The 20,129-nt window shown below is 30.2% G+C and carries 20 protein-coding genes and 1 other RNA gene; 11 read left to right on the forward strand and 10 right to left on the reverse strand.

The features are described from left to right. Window positions 1-2: 2 nt before the first annotated feature. The 4 genes from RSE15_RS00305 to ssrA all read right to left on the reverse strand — a co-directional run bounded on the left by RSE15_RS00305 (window position 3) and on the right by ssrA (window position 4,486). Window positions 3-1,490, reverse strand: a complete 1,488-nt coding sequence (locus RSE15_RS00305) for a MauE/DoxX family redox-associated membrane protein (protein ID WP_324069004.1) — start codon at window positions 1,488-1,490, stop codon at window positions 3-5. Between the two features lie 97 nt (window positions 1,491-1,587). Next, window positions 1,588-2,496: a helix-turn-helix domain-containing protein gene (locus tag RSE15_RS00310; protein WP_324069005.1), complete on the reverse strand. Its 909-nt coding sequence runs from the start codon at window positions 2,494-2,496 to the stop codon at window positions 1,588-1,590. 108 nt (window positions 2,497-2,604) lie between these two features. After that, window positions 2,605-3,840, reverse strand: a complete 1,236-nt coding sequence (locus RSE15_RS00315) for a site-specific integrase (RefSeq protein ID WP_324069006.1) — start codon at window positions 3,838-3,840, stop codon at window positions 2,605-2,607. 248 nt (window positions 3,841-4,088) lie between these two features. After that, window positions 4,089-4,486, reverse strand: a transfer-messenger RNA (tmRNA) gene (ssrA, locus tag RSE15_RS00320). Between the two features lie 168 nt (window positions 4,487-4,654). Here ssrA and RSE15_RS00325 point away from each other — a divergent pair. Together RSE15_RS00325 and RSE15_RS00330 are read left to right on the forward strand one after the other, a co-directional pair. Then, the gene (locus RSE15_RS00325) at window positions 4,655-5,878 is read left to right on the forward strand and encodes an NAD(P)-dependent oxidoreductase (protein ID WP_324069007.1); all 1,224 of its coding nucleotides are present in this window, start codon (window positions 4,655-4,657) and stop codon (window positions 5,876-5,878) included. 208 nt (window positions 5,879-6,086) lie between these two features. Then, complete coding sequence (locus RSE15_RS00330) at window positions 6,087-7,523, forward strand: MFS transporter (protein ID WP_324069008.1); 1,437 nt, start codon at window positions 6,087-6,089, stop codon at window positions 7,521-7,523. Between the two features lie 62 nt (window positions 7,524-7,585). On the opposite strand, the gene creD is transcribed toward RSE15_RS00330, so the two are convergent. From creD to RSE15_RS00360, 6 genes are read right to left on the reverse strand one after another with little or no spacing between them, the layout of a single operon-like run. Beyond that, a complete protein-coding gene (creD, locus tag RSE15_RS00335; RefSeq protein ID WP_324069009.1) occupies window positions 7,586-8,881 on the reverse strand; it encodes a cell envelope integrity protein CreD in 1,296 nt (431 codons plus the stop codon). Between the two features lie 27 nt (window positions 8,882-8,908). Further along, window positions 8,909-9,202, reverse strand: coding sequence for a hypothetical protein (locus RSE15_RS00340; protein WP_324069010.1), 294 nt, complete (start codon window positions 9,200-9,202; stop codon window positions 8,909-8,911). Beyond that, on the reverse strand, window positions 9,202-9,666 hold the full coding sequence (locus tag RSE15_RS00345) for a hypothetical protein (RefSeq protein WP_324069011.1): 465 nt from the start codon (window positions 9,664-9,666) through the stop codon (window positions 9,202-9,204). Before RSE15_RS00345 ends, RSE15_RS00340 begins: the two co-directional genes overlap by 1 nt. Window positions 9,667-9,720: 54 nt before the next feature. Then, window positions 9,721-10,017, reverse strand: a complete 297-nt coding sequence (locus RSE15_RS00350; protein ID WP_133606851.1) for a winged helix-turn-helix domain-containing protein — start codon at window positions 10,015-10,017, stop codon at window positions 9,721-9,723. Between the two features lie 18 nt (window positions 10,018-10,035). Next, window positions 10,036-10,662: a YiiX family permuted papain-like enzyme gene (locus RSE15_RS00355; RefSeq protein WP_324069012.1), complete on the reverse strand. Its 627-nt coding sequence runs from the start codon at window positions 10,660-10,662 to the stop codon at window positions 10,036-10,038. 1 nt (window position 10,663) lies between these two features. After that, entirely contained in the window at window positions 10,664-11,287 is a 624-nt protein-coding gene (locus RSE15_RS00360; protein ID WP_324069013.1) for a hypothetical protein, read from the reverse strand. Between the two features lie 86 nt (window positions 11,288-11,373). Between RSE15_RS00360 and RSE15_RS00365 the strand changes: the two genes are divergently transcribed. The 9 genes from RSE15_RS00365 (at window position 11,374) to RSE15_RS00405 (ending at window position 20,053) form a co-directional block, all read left to right on the forward strand. After that, entirely contained in the window at window positions 11,374-11,721 is a 348-nt protein-coding gene (locus tag RSE15_RS00365; RefSeq protein WP_324069014.1) for a DUF1801 domain-containing protein, read from the forward strand. Window positions 11,722-11,835: 114 nt separating this feature from the next. Beyond that, window positions 11,836-13,794, forward strand: coding sequence for an LTA synthase family protein (locus RSE15_RS00370; RefSeq protein ID WP_324069015.1), 1,959 nt, complete (start codon window positions 11,836-11,838; stop codon window positions 13,792-13,794). Window positions 13,795-14,016: 222 nt separating this feature from the next. Beyond that, window positions 14,017-14,454 carry a thioredoxin family protein gene (locus RSE15_RS00375; protein WP_324069016.1) on the forward strand — a complete coding sequence of 146 codons (438 nt, stop codon included), beginning with the start codon at window positions 14,017-14,019 and terminating at the stop codon, window positions 14,452-14,454. After that, window positions 14,451-15,434, forward strand: coding sequence for an FAD:protein FMN transferase (locus RSE15_RS00380; protein ID WP_324069017.1), 984 nt, complete (start codon window positions 14,451-14,453; stop codon window positions 15,432-15,434). Before RSE15_RS00375 ends, RSE15_RS00380 begins: the two co-directional genes overlap by 4 nt. Then, window positions 15,435-15,644, forward strand: coding sequence for a DUF4266 domain-containing protein (locus tag RSE15_RS00385; protein WP_324069018.1), 210 nt, complete (start codon window positions 15,435-15,437; stop codon window positions 15,642-15,644). 9 nt (window positions 15,645-15,653) lie between these two features. Beyond that, on the forward strand, window positions 15,654-17,096 hold the full coding sequence (locus tag RSE15_RS00390; protein ID WP_324069019.1) for a DUF3570 domain-containing protein: 1,443 nt from the start codon (window positions 15,654-15,656) through the stop codon (window positions 17,094-17,096). 11 nt (window positions 17,097-17,107) lie between these two features. Beyond that, window positions 17,108-17,773 (forward strand): response regulator transcription factor, encoded by a 666-nt coding sequence (locus RSE15_RS00395; protein ID WP_324069020.1) that lies wholly within the window; start codon window positions 17,108-17,110, stop codon window positions 17,771-17,773. Between the two features lies 1 nt (window position 17,774). Beyond that, window positions 17,775-18,659: a cation diffusion facilitator family transporter gene (locus RSE15_RS00400; RefSeq protein WP_324069021.1), complete on the forward strand. Its 885-nt coding sequence runs from the start codon at window positions 17,775-17,777 to the stop codon at window positions 18,657-18,659. Window positions 18,660-18,721: 62 nt separating this feature from the next. Continuing rightward, a complete protein-coding gene (locus RSE15_RS00405) occupies window positions 18,722-20,053 on the forward strand; it encodes a sensor histidine kinase (protein ID WP_324069022.1) in 1,332 nt (443 codons plus the stop codon). Window positions 20,054-20,129 lie beyond the last annotated feature (76 nt).

Genomic DNA, 20,129 nt, shown 5'->3' on the forward strand with positions numbered 1-20,129 from the left:
TATTATTTTATTTTGAAGTATTTTGGTTTTAATTTTGTAACAATAAGATGCTTATTGGTTAAACCAATTAGGAGGTTATTATAAATTTTAAATGTTTTTATTTCTTCATTGTTGTAGTGGTAGAAGTAAAAACTGAATTCGTAAGTTCTTTTTTCAATATCATATACATCTATAATACTAGCTTGTTTGGCAATGATTTCGGATTCATACTTTCCAAGTCTGTCAGATTTGATAAATATGTATTTGCCAGATGTTGCAGCGTATATGTTAATTGTATTAGGTTGCTTAGCTAATTTTTTTTCTGTGTTTTTCTTTGTGTAGGCAAATTCAAGATTGGATTGACTTACAGTATCGATTGTTTTAATTGTTTTAGTTTTGTTTAAATGAGAATCTGTGATGATGAATTGATTTCTATAGTAATAAGTGTAAATAATTTTATTAAGTTGCTCATTGTAAAGTAGTAAACCATCTGTATCAAATATGCCGTCTATTCTTTTTTCTAATACATTATTTGTTTCAATTATTTTGTAATTTTTGGATTTACTTAATTGTCCTAATATATGTTCACCCGATTTTGAATGACTTCCTCTTATTATGAAGTCGATAGGCGTAATAGGTTCTAAAAGAGAAAAATTGCTGGATTTGGTAGTTAATATTTTGGCATTCCAATTTGAAGTAACACCTTTATAAATTATTGGGACTGATCCATCTACCAGATAAAAGTTAGGTGATTTTATTTTTAATTGAATAGATGAGAACTGAAAATCTTTGTTGTCAGAAATAGTTATTTTTACCTCCTTGATACTTTTTAATGTGGTATCAATTTCTAGCAAATGTAAAGGCGCAGTACTATTTCCAAGAATTATTTTTCCTTTGTCAAATCCTGCAATATAGTAGGAATTGTATTTTAGAGGAATTCCTTTTAAATCGTCAACAGGATGATGAGGATATCTTCTTACGAAGCTATTGTTTCTATGCATTTCATTCTCTGATAAAAGATATAATCCCGTAACAGAAAAAGCACTTAAAAGGCTTACACTCATTAATTGAACGAATTGCTTTTTTATTGAAAATTTTAAATGCGTATCGAGAATAATTCCTATTCCACCAATAGCAACGAAAGTAAAATTAAAAATAAGATGTTCGTTCCAATCCATTTCCGAGAGTACACCGCCGCAGGAACATGGAATAAAATCACTATAATTTAAAATTATGATTATGTAGGTGGAAAACATCATCATTAATCCAAAGGCTAGAAATAGTCCAATATATCTAATTCTAGGAACTAATAGTAGAATCGAAATTACTATTTCAATTGTTGGGACTAGGATTCCAATCCATTTTGCATAGGCACTTAACAATGGTGATTGTCCCAATTGGACAATAAATGTTTCGAAATCTAGTATTTTACTAATTGCAGCATACACAAATAAAAAGACATACAAGTAGCTGATGATGATAACTAAGATATTTTTTAATTTGTTCTCCATAATACTTTTTTTTGTTGTGTAAAGTTTTGAAAAACAAATAATTGTAAGTAGTTAAATCGGGATTTAGTTTAGTTGAAAAAGTATGGCTTAATAAATGCTAATCTTCTTCATGTAGACTTCTTTGCAATTCACTAGGCACATAATTGTACTTTTTTTTGAATGCTTTGGAAAAATTATTGTAATCATTGAATCCGCTTATAAAAGCAATTTCTTTCAATGGAATGTTCGTTCTTTTAATGAGATAAGTTGCTCTTTTTAATCGTTCATTTGTATAACATTTATAAATACTAATATTGAAATGCTTTCTAAATTCAGCTTTTAATCTAAAATCGTTTGTTCCAAACATTTTTGCTAGTTCATTTACAGAAGGTAGAGGTTCTTCAAGATGATTCATTATATAATCATAAACATTTTGAACTATAGTATTACTATCAATTTTTTTTGAGGAAGCTAAATTATTATTAGCAATATTATAATTTGTATAATCTTCGATATTTGTAGTGATTCCAGAAATTACAATTTTTTTAGAGTTTAATAAAGATGAAATTGTAAAATAGGAGGGGTAGATTTGATTGTTTTTATCTAATAAGTGTAATTGAAGTGTAATATGAAATATGTTGTTAGTAACAATTTCATTTTCTATTGTTTTCCAATCATTAATAGATTGTTTTGCAATTATTTTTGAAAATTTAAGTTTTGAAAGCTCTTGTTGACTTAACTTTAAAGTGTCTAGTACACTCGATGAAAAGCTCAAAATGTAAAATTCTTTATCTAGAATGAAAGTATGCTGTACTAAGTTTTGATATGTAAATTGAGGAATTACATGACCGATTTTATGAAAGGTATTTTTAATATTACTAGCAATCTCATTAAGCTTATGAGCGATTTGATCAATTTCATCTTCTTCATCTAAATTAGCAATTTGAAATTGAAGATTTCCAGAAGCCATTTCAAATAGCATTTGGTATATTTTTCTAATTCGTTCTTGCTTATTTTGCTCTGACATGATTTGTTTTTCTGTAACAAAACTATATAAGCTTTTAAAAGGAATCAAATAGTTTAGTATTCAATTCAAGAATTAAATACTAAACTATTTAGAAAGTTAACAAATGAATTAAGAACTTTTTAATACCAATTTATTCGAAAATTTCTCTTTTAAAATTTGCATATCTTCACTCACCTTTTTATCCAATACTTTGGCATAGTGTTGCGTGGTTCTTAAGTTTTTGTGTCCTAGCATTTTGCTTACTGATTCAATTGGAACGCCATTTGTAAGCGTTACAGTAGTTGCAAATGTATGCCGGGCAATATGGAAAGTTAGTTCTTTTTCAATTTCACAAATATCTGCTAGTTCTTTGAGATATGCATTCATTTTTTGATTTGATAGAATAGGGATAAGTCTATTTTCATTGATACATAGTGGATGATTCTCGTATTTATCGATAATCATTTGTGTAATAGGTAGGATTGGAATTTTTGAAGCTGATTCTGTCTTTTGTCTGTGAGTTGAAATCCATTTTTCACCATCTATGCCAATCACAACATTAGATTTTGTTAAATTGAAGACATCAATATACGCAAGACCAGTGAAACATGAAAAAATAAACATATCGCGAACTAACTCTAATCGTTTTATTTTAAATTCTTTATTAAGTAAAGATTCAATTTCATCTTCTGATAAATAAGTTCTTTCTATCTCTTTTACTTTACCTTTATAGTTTAAGAAAGGGTCTTTATCAATCCATCCATTTACATAACACTGCTTAACTATTTTACCAAAGTTTCTAATGTATTTTATGGTTGAATTGTTATTGCAGTTTTTGGTGTTACGTAAGTAAAAATCAAAATCGTTAATGAAAGCTATATCTACTTGTTTAATTGAGATATCATTTAATGAATATTGATGTTGTAAAAATTTTTTTGTGTGGCTCAATGCGGTCTCATACTTTTTATAAGTATTAATTGAGAATTCTTTTCCAATTAACTCTTTCATTCTTTTGTTATGTTCTTCAAAAATCATGATAAGTTTGCGTTGTCTTTCTTCAATACCTAAAAATTTATTTTTGAAGGTTTGTGCATTAATTTCCTGGTTGTTGTTTACCATCCATTTTTCGGTTTCATAGACTTTGTTTCTAAGAATATCAAGATAACTATTTATCAGTCTAGTCTCTTCTGAATTGCCTTTTATTTTGCCAGCTGAAGGTATCCATTTTGATTTTTCACTGTATTTGCCTGTTGTGATTTCTAATCTTTCACCATTAATAGTGATTCTTAAATAAATTGGCACTAAGCCATTTTTTAGGGCTCTTGAGCTCTTAGCATGAAATAGGATTGAAATTTTGTTTGACATGATGTGGTGACTTTGATGTTTACTAAAAATATGTTTTGATTTAGAAACACACAAGATGTTCATTTTTTGAACTGCCTTTGTTCATGGGCTTTAAGGAAAAAATCGGGGACATTTTTTTACATTTTATTTTGTCCCCGAATTTGCACCCTAATGCTTTATGATTTAATGCTATTTTTTGATAGTATGTAAAACGAAAAAGCCCATAAATCCTAAGATTTATGGGCTTTTAGTTTACTTTGAAAAGTAATAAGTGGAGTCGGAGAGAATCGAACTCTCGTCCAAACAAGCAATCAAATAGCTTTCTACACGCTTAGTTTCTTCTTGGATTTTCGACAAAGAGCAAGGCTAGAAACCGCCACTCTTTGCTTAGCTTTATCAGTGTCAGAACGGATTTAAAACATTACCGTTCCTAGGTTTACATTTACGGTTCTCCTAAACCAACCGCCATAAACCAAGGCTTTTGAGGAGAATCCAGCTTTCCTACCTAGTAGGAACTTGGCAAATCTTACTATAATTCAGATTAAGCAGCTAAAGCGTAATTATTTTCGCCGTTTATAGGTTTGTACATTTGGATTTACGAGCTAAACATACAATGCTCGACGTGCTTACTAATCAATTCCACTCGCTGTCAAAACCAGTCGACCCCAATATTGAGTTTTCAGTCGCAGTTTTCAGTCTGCAATCCTTCATTTGTAATCAAAAAGTGAGCCAAAAGTACTATCATTTTTTCAATAAAAAAAGTGTTTGTATAAAGAGTAGTAAAATGTTATATTTGTAACATAAACACAACGTTTGGTTATAATATATATAAAATATGAAATTCGGTATAATTAAAGAACGAAAAAATCCACCTGATAGAAGAGTAGTTTTCACACCAGAAGAATTAGTTCGTTTACAGTCAGAACATTCAGAAGCTAAAATTAAAGTTGAAACTTCAGATATTAGAGTGTTTTCAGATGAACAGTATGCTGATTTGGGAATTGAAGTAACTGCAGATCTTTCGGATTGTGATGTGCTTTTTGGAGTAAAAGAAGTTCCAGTTGATGCTTTAATCCCTAATAAAAAGTATTTTTTCTTTTCACATACCATAAAAAAGCAGTCTTACAATAGAAAATTACTGCAAGCGATTCTGAATAAAAATATAGAATTGTACGATCATGAAACCATTGTTGATGCTAATAACAAAAGATTAATTGGTTTTGGTCGTTATGCAGGAATTGTTGGGGCATATAACGGTTTTAGAGCTTTCGGAATTAAATATGATTTATTTACATTAGCAAAAGCCGAAACCTTAACGTGTAAAGATGAATTAATTGCCCGTTTAAAAAGACAAACACTTCCTAATATTAAAATTGTACTTACAGGTCATGGAAAGGTTGGAATGGGAGCAAAGGAAATTTTAGATGGAATGAAAATTAAGCAAGTTGCCATAGAAGATTTCTTATCTAAACAATATTCAGAACCTGTTTATACTCAAATTGATGTTTTAGATTACAACAAGCGTATTGATGGTTCGATTTCAACTAAATCTGATTTTTATAAAAACCCACATGAATATACTTCCGATTTTGGTCGTTTTTCTAAAGTGGCTGATATATTTATGGCTGGGCATTTTCACGGTAACGGAGCGCCAGATATCTTGACAAGAGAAATGTTACAGGCTGCCGATAATAAAATTCAAGTTGTAGCCGATATTTCTTGTGATGTTGATGGTCCTATTGCTTGTACCCTAAAAGCATCTACAATTGCAGAACCGTTCTTTGGCTATTTACCAAGTGAGCATATAGAAGTTCCGTATACTCATCCAGCATCCATCATGGTGATGTCAGTTGATAATTTACCTTGTGAATTACCCAAAGATGCCAGTGAGGGATTTGGTGAAATGTTTATGAAGTATGTTATTCCCGCTTTTTTTAATGGTGATAAAGATGGCATCTTAGGAAGAGCAAAAATGACAGAGGACGGAAAATTAACGCCACGATTTGCTTATTTACAAGAATATGTTGATGAAAAACAGGAAACTTTAGCATCAAAATAACTGATAACCCGATGAAAATCGGGTTTTTTTTATGTGAATTTAGTACCATAATATTTTAATTAACACGAAAACGTTTTCGTTAATAAAATTATTTCATTGTTTAAAATAAAAGCATTAATGAATGTATATTTAGCGTTTGATTCTATTAATAAGCAAGTTGTTTATTGCTATAGATGAAATTCTATTAAACTAACTAATTTAAAAAACTATGAGTACAAACCAAATTAAAACGAATTGGGCACAATTTATTCCCTTAGTAACAGTTTTCTTTTTTTGGGGATTTGTTGCAGCTAGTAACGATATTTTAATTCCTGTTTTTAAAGAAGCTTTTGATTTAACACAAGGCCAAAGTCAATTGGTATCTGTAGCCTTTTATGTTGCTTATACAATCGGCTCGATTATTTATATGATTATATCGTACCTTATGAAAGGGGATTTAATTAATAAAATAGGATATAAAAATTCTTTAGCATTAGGTTTAGTTGTTTCGGCTATGGGAACTTTATTGTTTTATCCAGCTGCCAATTCAGGTTCATTTCCATTAATGCTATCTGGTTTATTTATAGTAGGTTTAGGTTTCTCACTTCAACAAACAGTTGCAAATCCGTTAGCAATTGCTTTAGGACCAATTACAACTGGTTCACAACGATTAACATTAGCCGGTGGAATTAACAATTTGGGAACTACTATTGGTCCATTAATTGTCAGTTTTGCTATTTTTGGTTCAGCTACCTCGAGTAATACTACGTTAGATATTGAAAGCGTAAAAATTCCATATTTAATTTTAGGAGCTGCTTTTTTATTAGTTGCAGTGTTGTTGAAATTTTCATCATTACCAGATAAACCTCAAGCGGTGGTTGAATCGGATGAAAGTATTGCTAACGACAGGGGTAGTGCTTTAAAATATCCACAATTAATTTTGGGTATGATTGCTATTTTTGTTTATGTTGGAGTAGAAGTTTCAACAGCAAGTAATTTACCAGCCTATATGGAAAAAGACTTAGGCTTTTTAACTAAGGATATTGCACCTTACATATCATTATATTGGGCAAGTTTAATGATTGGAAGATGGACAGGTGCTATTGAAGCCTTTACCGATAAAATGAGTTTACAAAAAATTCTTCGCTTTGTAGCTCCTTATTTAGCTTTTGGTGTATTTCTTTTGGTTAATGCAATTGCTAAACATGATTTAACACCATTTTACATTTATGCATTTATTATTTTAGTTTTAATTGCTGCCGATATAGCAAGTAAAGGTAATCCTGCCAGAATGTTATTAATCTTTTCCGGATTAGGCATTTTAGCATTACTTATCGGAATGGCAACTTCTGGTATGACTAGCGTGTATGCATTTACTTCTGTTGGTTTATTCTGTAGTACACTTTGGCCTTGTATTTTTACTTTAGCAGTAAGTGGACTTGGAAAAAATACTAGTCAAGGAAGTAGTTTCCTAATCATGATGATTATGGGAGGAGGAATAATTAGTTGGTTACAAGGCTTTGTAGCTGATGAAACCACCATTCATTCCAGTTATATCATTGGTGTTTTATGTTTTGCTTATTTGGCTTTTTATGCATGGAAAGTAAGTGGAATTCTTAAAAATCAAGGAATTAATTTTGATAAAAAAGTTGCGGGTAATCATTAAGTATAAAAAATAGTAAATATAAAACTCCGTCAGAGATAAAATTCTGACGGAGTTTTTGTTATTTATCTATTCCACTCAATTTTACGTGAAAAATACATTACGGCTGCTAAAATCAGGAACAAGCCGATGCTTCCTACTAATAATGCATAATCTTCTAATTGAATAATCACATAGATAAAAGTATATAAAACACTTAGTGAAATACCGATAAAGGTTGGGAATTTTCTATCTTTTAAAATAGAAATTGAGTAAAGAGATATCATTATAATCACCGAAGCACCCGCTACTAAATACGCAAATGAAAAGCTACTGTGTTCGGTAATTGAAATCAATAAAGTGTAAAACATGATTAGTGCAATTCCAATCATCGAATATTGAAAAATATGAATGTTAATTTTACTTATCGACTGAATTAAAAAGAAGATTAAAAAGGTTAAGCCAATGACTAGAAAACCATATTTTGAAGCGCGTTCGTTTTGTTGGTATTCATCTACTGGAGTGATAAAATCAACCGCAAATGCATATTTCCCTAATTCGGGTAAAACATCAAAATATTGTTGTGCAAACGGACGATTGAAGTGTAATATTTTCCAATTAGCTGCAAAACCTTTATCTGTTATTTCTCTTGAAACAGGGGAGAAGTTTCCGTTGAAGTTGGGTGAATTCCAATTAGAAGTTATTTTCGCGTCGGTTGTTTTTCCAATTGGAACCATTTTAATTTGTTTGCTTCCGTTGAACGAAATATCAAAATTGAATTGAGTGTTGTTTTGTAATGATTGAAAATCAAAATAGTTGGTTTCTAAACTTTCAACACTATCGTTTACTGTATTGGCTACCGATTCAAAAGTTAATTGTTGCTTTCCAATTTTCATTTTTACTTCGTCTTTCAGGCTTTTTAAGTTGGAAGTTCGAATCATAATTTTGGCACGGTTCCAATAAATATTCTCGGCAGGAATTCCTTTGGAAGCAAAATTTGGCGTGCTGTATTTTCCATCAAATTGCATTTTGGTTGTAAACACATTTGATTTGTAAATGCTTCTTTCCAAAGGTTTTACCATGGTTACTTCCGATTTATTATTTAATTCTTCTGGAAAGAAATAAGCGTAGTTGTTGGCACCCGTCATTGGGTCTTTGTAAGGTACTTTTAAAATGGGACCATAAAAATAGACCGAACTTCCCCATTTAGAAGTGGTTTCGGTAATGACTTCTTTTTGACGTTGGCTTCTCTCTACAATTAATTCTTGAACTAAGGCTAAAGGAATTAATAAGACTAAAGTTAAAATTCCTACCATGATCATTTTTGCGGTAGCGGTTTGAAAGAACGATACTTTTGGTTCTTGTTGCATTTGTGTTTCCATGATTTTTGATTTAAAAAGGTGAGGTTATTAATACATTATTATGGCTAAATAGATAATTGCAATTGGAATATTGGCTATAAGAATTAAGACTTTTCTTGAAATTTGTTTTTTTTCATTTGGATTTTCTATCCAGTCAAAAAGTAGAATTATTAACATAAATAAGTTACTAATCAGTGCTATAATTACAAACATAAATCCAAGAATTAAAAATATTAGTTTATCATCAGCAACAAAATAGCCTATGAAAAGGGTGGTTCCCATAAGAAAAGATAGAATGGCCATTTTTATTGAAAAGGGTAGTTTTAAAATCTTATTTTCCATTATTCATTTGTTTTTATATTAAAGCTTTGTTGAATAGTTATTAGAGGAACCGAGAGCATGTTCAAAAAATCCAATCCATAAAATTGATGTGCTGTTTTTCCTTTTTGATATTGCCTTATGAAATACCTAAATCGGGTAGGATAGAAGAGCGTTCCCGAAAGAATTACCATTAGTAAATACAAGCTTCGTTTTCCGTTTCCTAATAGATAATACTGCATTCCTATTTCTTCCTCCACTGAGATTCCGGTATTGGTTAACACGTGAATGACATCGTGGTCTTCTAATTTGGGTTGGATTTCAAAATTGTATTTCAATAAAAAACAACCTAAATGATACCCTAAACTGTCAGTAGGAAGTTGAATTAGTTTTGATAGGTTTATATCCCAAGCTTTTCCTTTTTTGATAAACTTTTGATACGGTTTCTTACTGAGTTCGTACATTTTTTCGATGAATAAATCTTTCATAATTAGTATTTAAAAGTACTTTGAATTTCAAAGTAAATAGATAAAAAAATAGGTTTAACTTTTCTTAATTAATTTTTCAAGCGCTTCAATATGTGAAGTAAAGGCGATTCTGCCTTCTTTTGTGGCACTGTATTTTGTGTTGGGTTTTTTACCAATAAACTGCTTTTCAATTTGAATATAATTTTCTAATTCTAATGCTTTGGTGTGCGAAGCTAAGTTGCCATCGGTTACACCTAAAAGTTCCTTTAGCATATTAAAATCGGCACTTTCATTCACCATCAATACCGACATAATCCCCAAACGAATTCGGTGATCAAAGGCCTTGTTGATATTTTGGATGATGTTGAGCATTTTTAAGAGTTTAAAAGGTTAAAAGTTGTTGAAAATAGTTTCAACCATTTCAGATTCATATAATTGAGAAGGAGCAACTACAGCTTCATTATATGGAATTTTATTACCATATCTTTCCTTCATAATATTTTTTACAATTGGACTATTAAGATTAAAATCTTTTAGTTTTTTTGTTTTACACAATTCTATATTAGCTCCATATTTGTATATTTTCCATACTAATTCAGAACAATAAATTTTTTCATCACTCCATTCAAAATATAAATCATAGTCTTTGTTGTTGAGTGATTTTCCGTAATCTTTCATTTTTGCTACTACTTCTTTTGTTAGAATTTTATTAGCGTTTTTGATTCTTTGAACTACATATTTTGACTCTTTTCCATGTGATATCCAATCTTCTAATAAGGTCATTTTAACTGGTTGGACAGCTTCATATACGTATGTTTTGCCATTTTCAATGAATATTATTCCGCAATGAGAAAATTTGGAATTGGTTGCAATTTTAACGGCTTCACATTGTTTTGATTGTGATGATTGAAAAATGATATCGCCATTTTGATAAGACACACTTTTGTTTTCAATATTTTTGCAATTGAATGAAGTAAAAATTAAGCCTATAAAAAGTGATACTATAAACTTTTTCATATTACTTTCTCTCGTATTTAAAATACATTAAACTTCCATATAAAATGTGGCAACCTCCAAAACCTAATGCCCAAAATAATAAGCCATAGCCTAAGAACCAAGTTGATAATAATCCCAACGCAATCATTGTAATTCCTAAATAACGAACATCTCCTAATGTATATTTGCTAGCATTTACACAAGCTAAACCATAAAATATTAAGGTGAGGGGAGCGATTAATTGAAATATGTTTTTTTCGATTAAAAAGATAATCAAAAAGCCACCCGTTGCTAAGGGAATCATGAAATTGATAACCAGTCGTTTTGAAGCCGTATTCCAAACATTTTCATTGCTTTTTCTTGCTTTACTGATACTTAGAACGATACCCGTTACAATCGACAATACTAATACTGAAGTTGCTATAACTAATAATCGAATTACAGCTGCCTCCGAAATAATTAAATCACGATAAGCGCCCATAGTGGAAGTGTCAAAGTAAATTGTTTTATAGGCTAACCAAGCACCCACCAAAGCATACACCCCAGCCAAAATTCCTGATAAACCACTCAAAGAAATAAAACGTGATGATTTGTTCATCAAATTTTTAATTTCACTAATGTCATTTAGATATTTTTCGTTTTTCATTTTAAAGTACTTTGAATTACAAAGTAAATAATAAAAAATTTGTTGACCAAACATTTTTTGAATTATTTTTGAAGAAATAAATAACTATGAAACCCACAGAAGAATTTATTCTCCGCCAACCACAACCTTATCAAGCTATGATATTGCATGTATTAGCAGTAGTAGAGCAGGAGTTGCCTCAATCGGAATTGCTTTTTAAATGGGGTATTCCGTATGTGTATTTTAAGAACAAACCTTTTTGTTATTTCGCTCCTAATCACAAAAAAGGATTTTTGGATGTTGGTTTTGCCAAAGGATTTGAACTGAAAAGAAATCAAGAAGTCTTGGTAGATGAAAAAAGAAACACAGTGAAATCACTTCGTTATTTTTCAATTGAAACAATAGATCATACCCTTCTAATAGATGTTATTTCAGAAGCAAAATTACGCTACTAAACATAAGAATTGAGAAGATTTAATTAATCAACTTAAGCAAATATTAAGATGTAATTAAGTTATACTTAAGCCTTTTTAAGTTGGCTATTAAGAGATTTGTATAAAAATACAATTATGCAAATTAAGTCTTATATTTCAAAAAGATATTCACTTTTACTTGGGTTTTCAGGTTGGTTTTTCTTGTTTTCTCTCCTCTTAAGATTATTTTTTTTAATTTGGCAATTAAATGATTTAGATCTTTCAATATTTAGTTTAATTAGAATATTATGTACTGGTCTTGCTTTTGATATTGGCGTGTTATCATTTTTGTTTGTAATTAGTACTTTTTATCTATTGCTAATTCCTCAAAAGTTGATTGGAAGTAAGTTGGATAAAGTGATAGTATATTTGGGTTTTTCGCTGACGCTCTTAATTTTTGTTTTTACTTTTTTTGCAGAAATTACGTTTTGGGAAGAATTTAAATGTCGCTTTAATTTTGTGGCAGTAGATTATTTAATCTACACCTTTGAAGTGGTTCAAAACATTCATGAATCTTATCCATTGTATGTATTAATTCCCTCTATGTTTTTAATTACTGGAATTATTTTTTATTATTTCTGGAAAAAGCATTTTTTTGAGGAAACATTTCAAAATAAAACTGCTTTTCGATTTCGCTTAGTAAATTTTCTAGTTTCGATACTATTAATGTTGTTTTATGTTGTTTTTGTTACTAATTCTGCTGCCGAATGGTCAAAAAACAGGTATAGTAATGAAATTTCTAAAGCTGGCATCTATTCTTTCTTTGCGGAGTTAAGAAATAATAAGTTAGACTTTAAAACCTTTTACAATTCAATAGCTGATGAAGAAGCATTTAAAATTATCAGAGCTAATTTAAAAGAAGATAACGCAGCGTTTTTAACTAATGATTTTTCGATTAAACGCAAGATTTCGGACAGTTTAAATGCAAATTCAAAGCCAAATGTGGTGTTTGTTTTAATCGAAAGTATGAGTGCAAGTTTTATGACTGAATTTGGGAACCAAGAGAATATTACCCCTTTTTTAGACAGTATTGCAAATCAAAGTTTATTCTTCAAAAACTTATATGCAACCGGTAACCGAACAGTTAGAGGTATGGAGGCTGTTACTTTGTCAATTCCTCCAACCCCTGGGCAAAGCATCGTTAAAAGACCTAATAATGCCAATTTATATACCATATCAAATGTGTTTAAAAGTAAGAATTATCAATGCAATTTCTTTTATGGAGGTGATGGTTATTTTGACAACATGAATGCTTTTTATGGAGGAAATGGCTTTGATATTTATGATAGAGGTAGAGGTAGTATTTTAAGCGATGCTATTAAAACAAAACGCTATAATATAGATGATAACGAAGTAACTTTTGAAAATGCATGGGGTATTTGTGATGAGGATATTTATAACAAAATGGTTAAAGTTGCCGATGAAAATTATAAGAAAAATAAACCTTTTTTAAATTTTATCATGACAACTTCAAACCATAGGCCTTATACTTATCCAAGTAATAAAATAGATATTCCTTCGGGTTCAGGTAGAGAGGGAGCAGTTAAATATTCTGATTATGCCTTGCAACAAATGTTTGCTGTGGCAAAAAACAAGCCATGGTTTAAAAACACAATATTTGTTTTTATAGCAGATCATTGCGCAAGTAGTGCTGGAAAAGATGAAATTGATGTAAAAAATTATCAAATTCCAGCAATTATTTATGGACAAAATTTAATTCAGCCTCAAAAAGTAACCAAGTTATGCAGTCAGATAGATGTTTTTCCAACTCTTTTTGGACAGTTGCATTGGAGTTATACTTCTAACTTTTTTGGGACTAATGTATTAAAAAAAGCTTACAAAGAACGTGCTTTGATAGGTACGTACCTTAAGTTAGCTCATAAAACAAACGAGAATGTTTGCATTTTATCGAATCAAAAAAAGAATGCTAATTATAAGTGGAATCCTATTTCAAATCATTTACTTTTGTTACCTGAAAATAAATCAAAACTTTTTGAGACAATTGCATGGTATCAAACAGCAGATTATTTACATTTGAATAACAAATTAAAGTAAACTTAATATTTACTTAAACCCAGAACAAGAAGACAATTTGTAACCTTTTTTGGTGTTATTTTGTATAAGGATTTAAGTTCTAATTTAGAGAAGCTATAAAAATACGGATTGAAAAAATATTATAATTATGAAATTGCCATTAACAATAAGTTTGCGTAAGCAAACACCAATAAATAAAAAGGCGATACCATATATGACCGCTTAAAAATAAATTTTACATATATGAAAAAAATTGCATTACTATGTTTCGTTTTACTATCCAGTTTTAGTTTTGCACAAGATTGGCAAACTAATTTTGAAGAAGCAAAAAAAATAGCTTCTGCACAAAATAAAAATATTATACTTGTTTTTTCAGGTTCCGATTGGTGTGCGCCTTGTATTAAATTAGATAAAAGTATTTGGCAATCAGAAGCCTTTAAAAAAGAGTCTGAAAAAGAATGGATAATTGTAAAAGCAGATTTTCCAAGAAAAAAAGCCAATTTATTAACAAAAGAGCAAACTGAACAGAACAGAAAATTAGCTGAAAAATATAATAATGATGGTAGTTTTCCATTAGTTGTAGTTTTAGATAATACAGGAAAAGTTATAGGTAAAATGGGATTTAAAAACGTATCGCCTGAAGAATATATCAAGATGATTCATTCATTAGAGATAAAATGAAAGCAGCAATAATCCTTTTATTTGCATTAGCAACTTCGACTTTATTTTCTCAACAAATTTTTAAGAAAAAACAAAATTTGTTGGGAAGTCCTTTTGAAATTACAGTAGTTGCTTCAGATTCAATACAAGGATATTATTACACTGATTTAGCTATTGCAGAAGTAAAACGAATTGAAAATTTAATTTCTGATTGGATTCCTACTACGCAAATTTCTAAAGTAAATCAAAATGCAGGAATTGCTCCAGTAAAAGTAGATCAAGAAGTATTTGATTTGGTTGAAAGAGCTATAAAAATTTCTTCCCTAACATCAGGAGCTTTTGATATAAGTTATGCTTCTATGGATAAAATATGGAAATTTGATGGAAGTATGACAACCATGCCAACACCCGAAGTGATAAAAAAATCTGTAGAAAGAGTTGGGTACCAAAATATTATTTTAAATCCCAAAGAAGTAACTATTTTTCTGAAAAATCAAGGAATGAAATTAGGATTAGGTGGTATTGGTCAAGGCTATATTGCAGATAAAATTAAAGTCTTGTTACAAGAAAAAGGATGTAAATCGGGTTTGGTAAATGTTTCAGGAGATATCAATACTTGGGGAAAACAACCGGATGGCAAGCTTTGGACTGTTGGAATTGTGAATCCACTAAATAAGAATAAAGTTTTTGCAACATTTCCATTAGATGAAAGTGCTGTAGAAACTTCTGGAAGCTATGAAAAGTATGTTACTTTTAACGGTAAGCGTTATTCACACATCATTGATCCAAGAACTGGATATCCTGCTTCTGGAATTATAAGTGTATCTGTTTTTGCAAAACAAACAGAATTAGCAGATGCTTTAGCCACTGGAATATTTGTACTAGGAGTAGAAGTAGGATTAGATTTAGTAAATCAATTAAAAGGAATAGGTTGCATTATTGTTGATGATAAAGGCGCTATTCACGTATCAAAAAATATAGACATTAAAAAATATCAGTAAATGAGAAAAATCATTTTAGCTTTAGTTGTAGTTATTTCTGCAATTTCATGCAATTCAGTAAAAGAATATGATAAGCAATATATCAATGATCCTGATATGAAACTTTCAGCCAGAAGTTCAGAACGTTATGAAACTACTTTTCAAGTATATCGTGAAGCCGCTTCTGGTGCAAATGGAGGAAAAACAGGTGGTGGTTGTGGATGTAATTAATTGAGAAAAATGAAAAATAAAATAAGCCTACTATTTATATTCTGTTCTTTACTTGGTTTTTCTCAAGTAAAAGATTCCACAGAAGTAACTTATAAAAAACGCGTTTTAGAATCTATTGAAGTAGATTATTTAATGAGTTATTACAAGCAAAATGGTATTCATTCGGCTGTTTCTGGAGGAATTGGTTCTGAAAAATTAACCGATTTAACTTCAAACATCGTAGTTGCCATGCCTTTAAATGATGACGATGTTTTAACTATTGATGCAGGGATTTCTGCTTATACATCAGCATCTTCAAGTAATATTAATCCATTTAATGCTTCAGGAGCGTCGGGTGGTGGTGGCGATGACGATGATAGAGTAGCAGCGGGGCCATCTGGAACCCCTTGGCAAGCTTCTTCAGGAGCTTCTGCTCAAGATGTTTATGCCTCTGTTGTAGCAAATTATAGTCATTCAAGTGATGATAGAACTTTAGTTTGGAATGCTGATGTTGCCTTTTCAAATGAATATGATTATACTTCTATTGGATTTGGTGGAGGAATCGCAAAATTATTTAATGACAAAAATTCAGAAGTATCCTTAAAAGTTAATGCTTATTTAGATCAATGGCGACCTATTTATCCTACAGAATTACATGAATATGCTAGTTATGGTTCAGGTTTTCAATCCAATGGCTATTTTAGTGGAGTTACTATTTTAGATAAATTTGGAAATGCTTCTACTGCCTATCTTCCATCCGCATATAAAAATTGGGAAAGCACAAATAGAAATTCATATTCTGCCTCTTTTGGTTTTTCTCAAGTAGCCACTAAAAAACTCCAATTCTCTGTCTTTTTTGATGTATTATCACAAACAGGAATGTTATCTACACCCTATCAAAGAGTTTATTTTGCCGATAAAGATAATTATTATATTGGAGAAGCTCAGTATATTACTTATCCAATATCAATATATCAGACTAGTCAAAATCAAGGGGTTTATCAATTAGCCGATGATATTGAGCGTTTACCTGGAACTCGTTTTAAAATACCTGTTGGAGCCCGATTGAATTATTATTTAAATGAAAGAGTAACCCTTAGAAGTTATTACAGATATTATTGGGATGATTGGGGAGTAACATCCCATACTGCAAGTATTGAACTACCAGTTAAACTATCAGATAAATTTACTATTTACCCTTCGTATAGATATTATACGCAAGGAAAAGCAAAATATTTTGCACCGTTTGAAACCCATCTTTCAACAGAAAAATATTATACTTCAGATTATGATTTATCTACTTTTAATGCCAACCAATATGGTTTTGGAGTAGGATATACAGATATTTTTACGAATGCTAAAATTTGGAAATTTGGTCTAAAAAATATCGATTTTAGATACAGTCATTATGATAGAAATGATGGATTAAATGCAAATATTGTCTCTTTCGGAATCAAATTTGTCGAACAATAATTATAGTTGTTATGCACATTTTAATAATTGAAGATGAAAAAGGGATTGTTGATTTTCTGAAGCAAGGTTTAGAAGAAGAAAATTATACTGTTTCTACAGCCTTTGATGGTGTTGATGGATTGCAAAAAGCATTAGAACTTCCTGTGGATTTAATTTTGCTAGATTGGATGTTGCCAAAAATGCAAGGAATTGAAGTGTGTCGTAGTATTAGAAATCAAAATATAACGATACCGATTTTATTTTTAACGGCTAAAGACACGGTACAAGAGACTATTGAAGGACTAAAAGCTGGTGCTAATGATTACATCAAAAAACCATTTTCTTTTGAAGAGCTTTTGGAACGAATTAAAATTCATTTTAGAGCAAAAGACGAAGCAAAAATTGTAACTTTGGGTAACATTACAATTGATAAATCTAAATTTCAAGTCTTTGTTGATAATAACGAAGTTTCATTAACGCATCGTGAATACGAATTATTAGAATATCTTATAAAAAATAAAGGAAACGTTTGCACTAGAAACAAAATTATTGAAGATGTTTGGGATATTCATTTTGAATATGATACGGGTGTCATTGATGTTTTTATGAATGCCATTCGAAAAAAACTGAATTTAACCAAAGACCAAGATTTAATCAAAACCATTAGAGGAGTAGGATATATTGCAAACGATAATTAGCATGTCAAAAACCGAAACAGCTGTAAAAGCCACTTATTTTAGCATTATAGGAAATACTTTATTAGCTTTAATAAAAGGAATAACAGGCTATTTTGGTAATTCATATGCCATGATTGCCGATGCCATAGAATCAACAGCTGATATTTTTGCCTCTTTTTTAGTGCTTTTTGGAATCAAATATTCCAATCGTCCTGCCGACGAAAATCATCCGTATGGCCATGGAAGAGCAGAACCTTTGATTACGTTTTTAGTGGTTGGTTTTTTAATTACTTCGGCTACGGTTATAGCTTATGAAAGTTTTTATAATATTGGAACACCTCATGAACTTCCAAAACCTTTCACACTTTATGTGCTAGGAGCTATCATTCTATGGAAAGAAATTTCGTTCCAAATTGTCATGAAAAAAAGCATCGAATCCAATAGCAGTTCGCTAAAAGCCGACGCTTGGCATCACAGAAGCGACGCTATAACATCAGTTGCAGCATTTATTGGTATTTCTATTGCATTGTATTTTGGAAAAGGTTACGAATCGGCTGATGATTGGGCTGCTTTATTGGCTTCATTTTTAATATTATACAATTCCTATAAAATATTTAGACCTGCTTTAGGTGAAATCATGGACGAACATTTATACCACGATTTAGAAGCCGAGATTAAAACCATTTCTCAAACGGTTTCAGGGGTTATATGTATTGAAAAATGCTTTATTAGAAAAGCAGGAATGAAATATCATGTAGATTTGCATGTAATGGTAGATGGCAATAAATCGGTTAAAGAAGGCCATGATATTGCGCATATTTTAAAAGATACACTACGAAATAAATTAATGGATTTAGGTCATGTTTTAATTCATATTGAGCCTAATTTTGAAACTATTGTACGTTAATTATGTTATCCTTTTCATTTAAAAACAGAATTGCTTTTAACTACATTTTGAGTAGTTCAATATTGATTGCAATAGTTTTTCTATCCATTTTTACGATTGTAAAATATAGTGTAAATCAACACATTAATGAGGAAATACAAGAGGAATTATACAAACACTTAGACGATGTTTCTACCGATTCAAATGACACTTATTTAATTCAGGTAGATCAATGGCGTGCTAGAGAGCATAATTCAATTAGTGTGAATCCAGTGTTTGTTGAGTTTTATGATACAAATAAGCAACTCATTGATAAATCTCCGAATTTAAAAAATTCTAATATTCAATTATTAGCTGCTAATCAAAATAATAAGTTTACTGATACCAAGCTTAATGGAATTCCTATTCGTCAAATTCAAACGGGTATTATAAATAAAGATCAAGTTGTTGGTTACCTAGTAGTTGCCATGTCTTTAGAAGACTTTGAAATTGTTCAAATTCTTAAAAACATCTTATTAATTTCATATCCGTTAATTTTAATTTTACTCTTTTTAATTGCTCGTTTTTTAGCGGGAAGAAGCATTAAACCTGTTAGTACCATAATTGATACATCGAGTCAAATTACAAAAGACAATTTAAAATCACGTATTCCGCTTCCCATCAATAAAGATGAATTATTTGTGTTATCGCATAATATTAATAACCTTTTGGATAGGGTTGAAAATGCCATTGAACGCGAAAAACAATTTACTTCTGATGCTTCCCACGAATTAAGAACTCCTTTGGCAGTCATAAAAGGCACCATGGAAGTTTTAATACGAAAACCAAGAAATCAGCACGAATATGAAGAGAAAATAAATTTTTGTATTTCAGAAGTGAATCGATTGAACCACATGGTGGATCAATTATTGCTTTTGGCTCGATTTGAAAATCAAAAGCAAAATATTAAAAATGAAACCATTTATTTAAATGCCATTATTTTAGACAATCTAACGCGTTTTTCAGAGAAGATTGAAAGTAAAAAAATAAAAATTATCACTTCTTTTTCAGATGATTATTATATTCAATCCGACAATTATCTCGTTTCAATTATAATAAGTAATTTACTTTCAAATGCTATAAAATATTCAGATAGTACTGGGGAAATTCGAATTAAACTATCGCAAAATGAACACCATATTACTTTTTCAATATCCGATAACGGAATAGGAATTGCTCCTGACGATATGAATAAAATTTTCAATTCGTTTTACCGTTCAGATGTTATTAATCATGCGCAAATAAAAGGAACTGGACTTGGTTTATCTATTGTAAAAAGGCTTTGTGATTTATTGAAATTTGAAATTTCAGTTGATAGTAAATTAAACGTTGGTACCACTTTTAGTTTAAGTTTTTCTTTAGCCAAACTTAAGTAGTTCTTAAGGTATTTCTTATACATTTGCTATACATTTGTACTATAGTTTTTAGTATATTTATATACTGATTAAAATA

This window comes from Flavobacterium sp., from assembly GCF_035195345.1.
Classification (GTDB): domain Bacteria; phylum Bacteroidota; class Bacteroidia; order Flavobacteriales; family Flavobacteriaceae; genus Flavobacterium.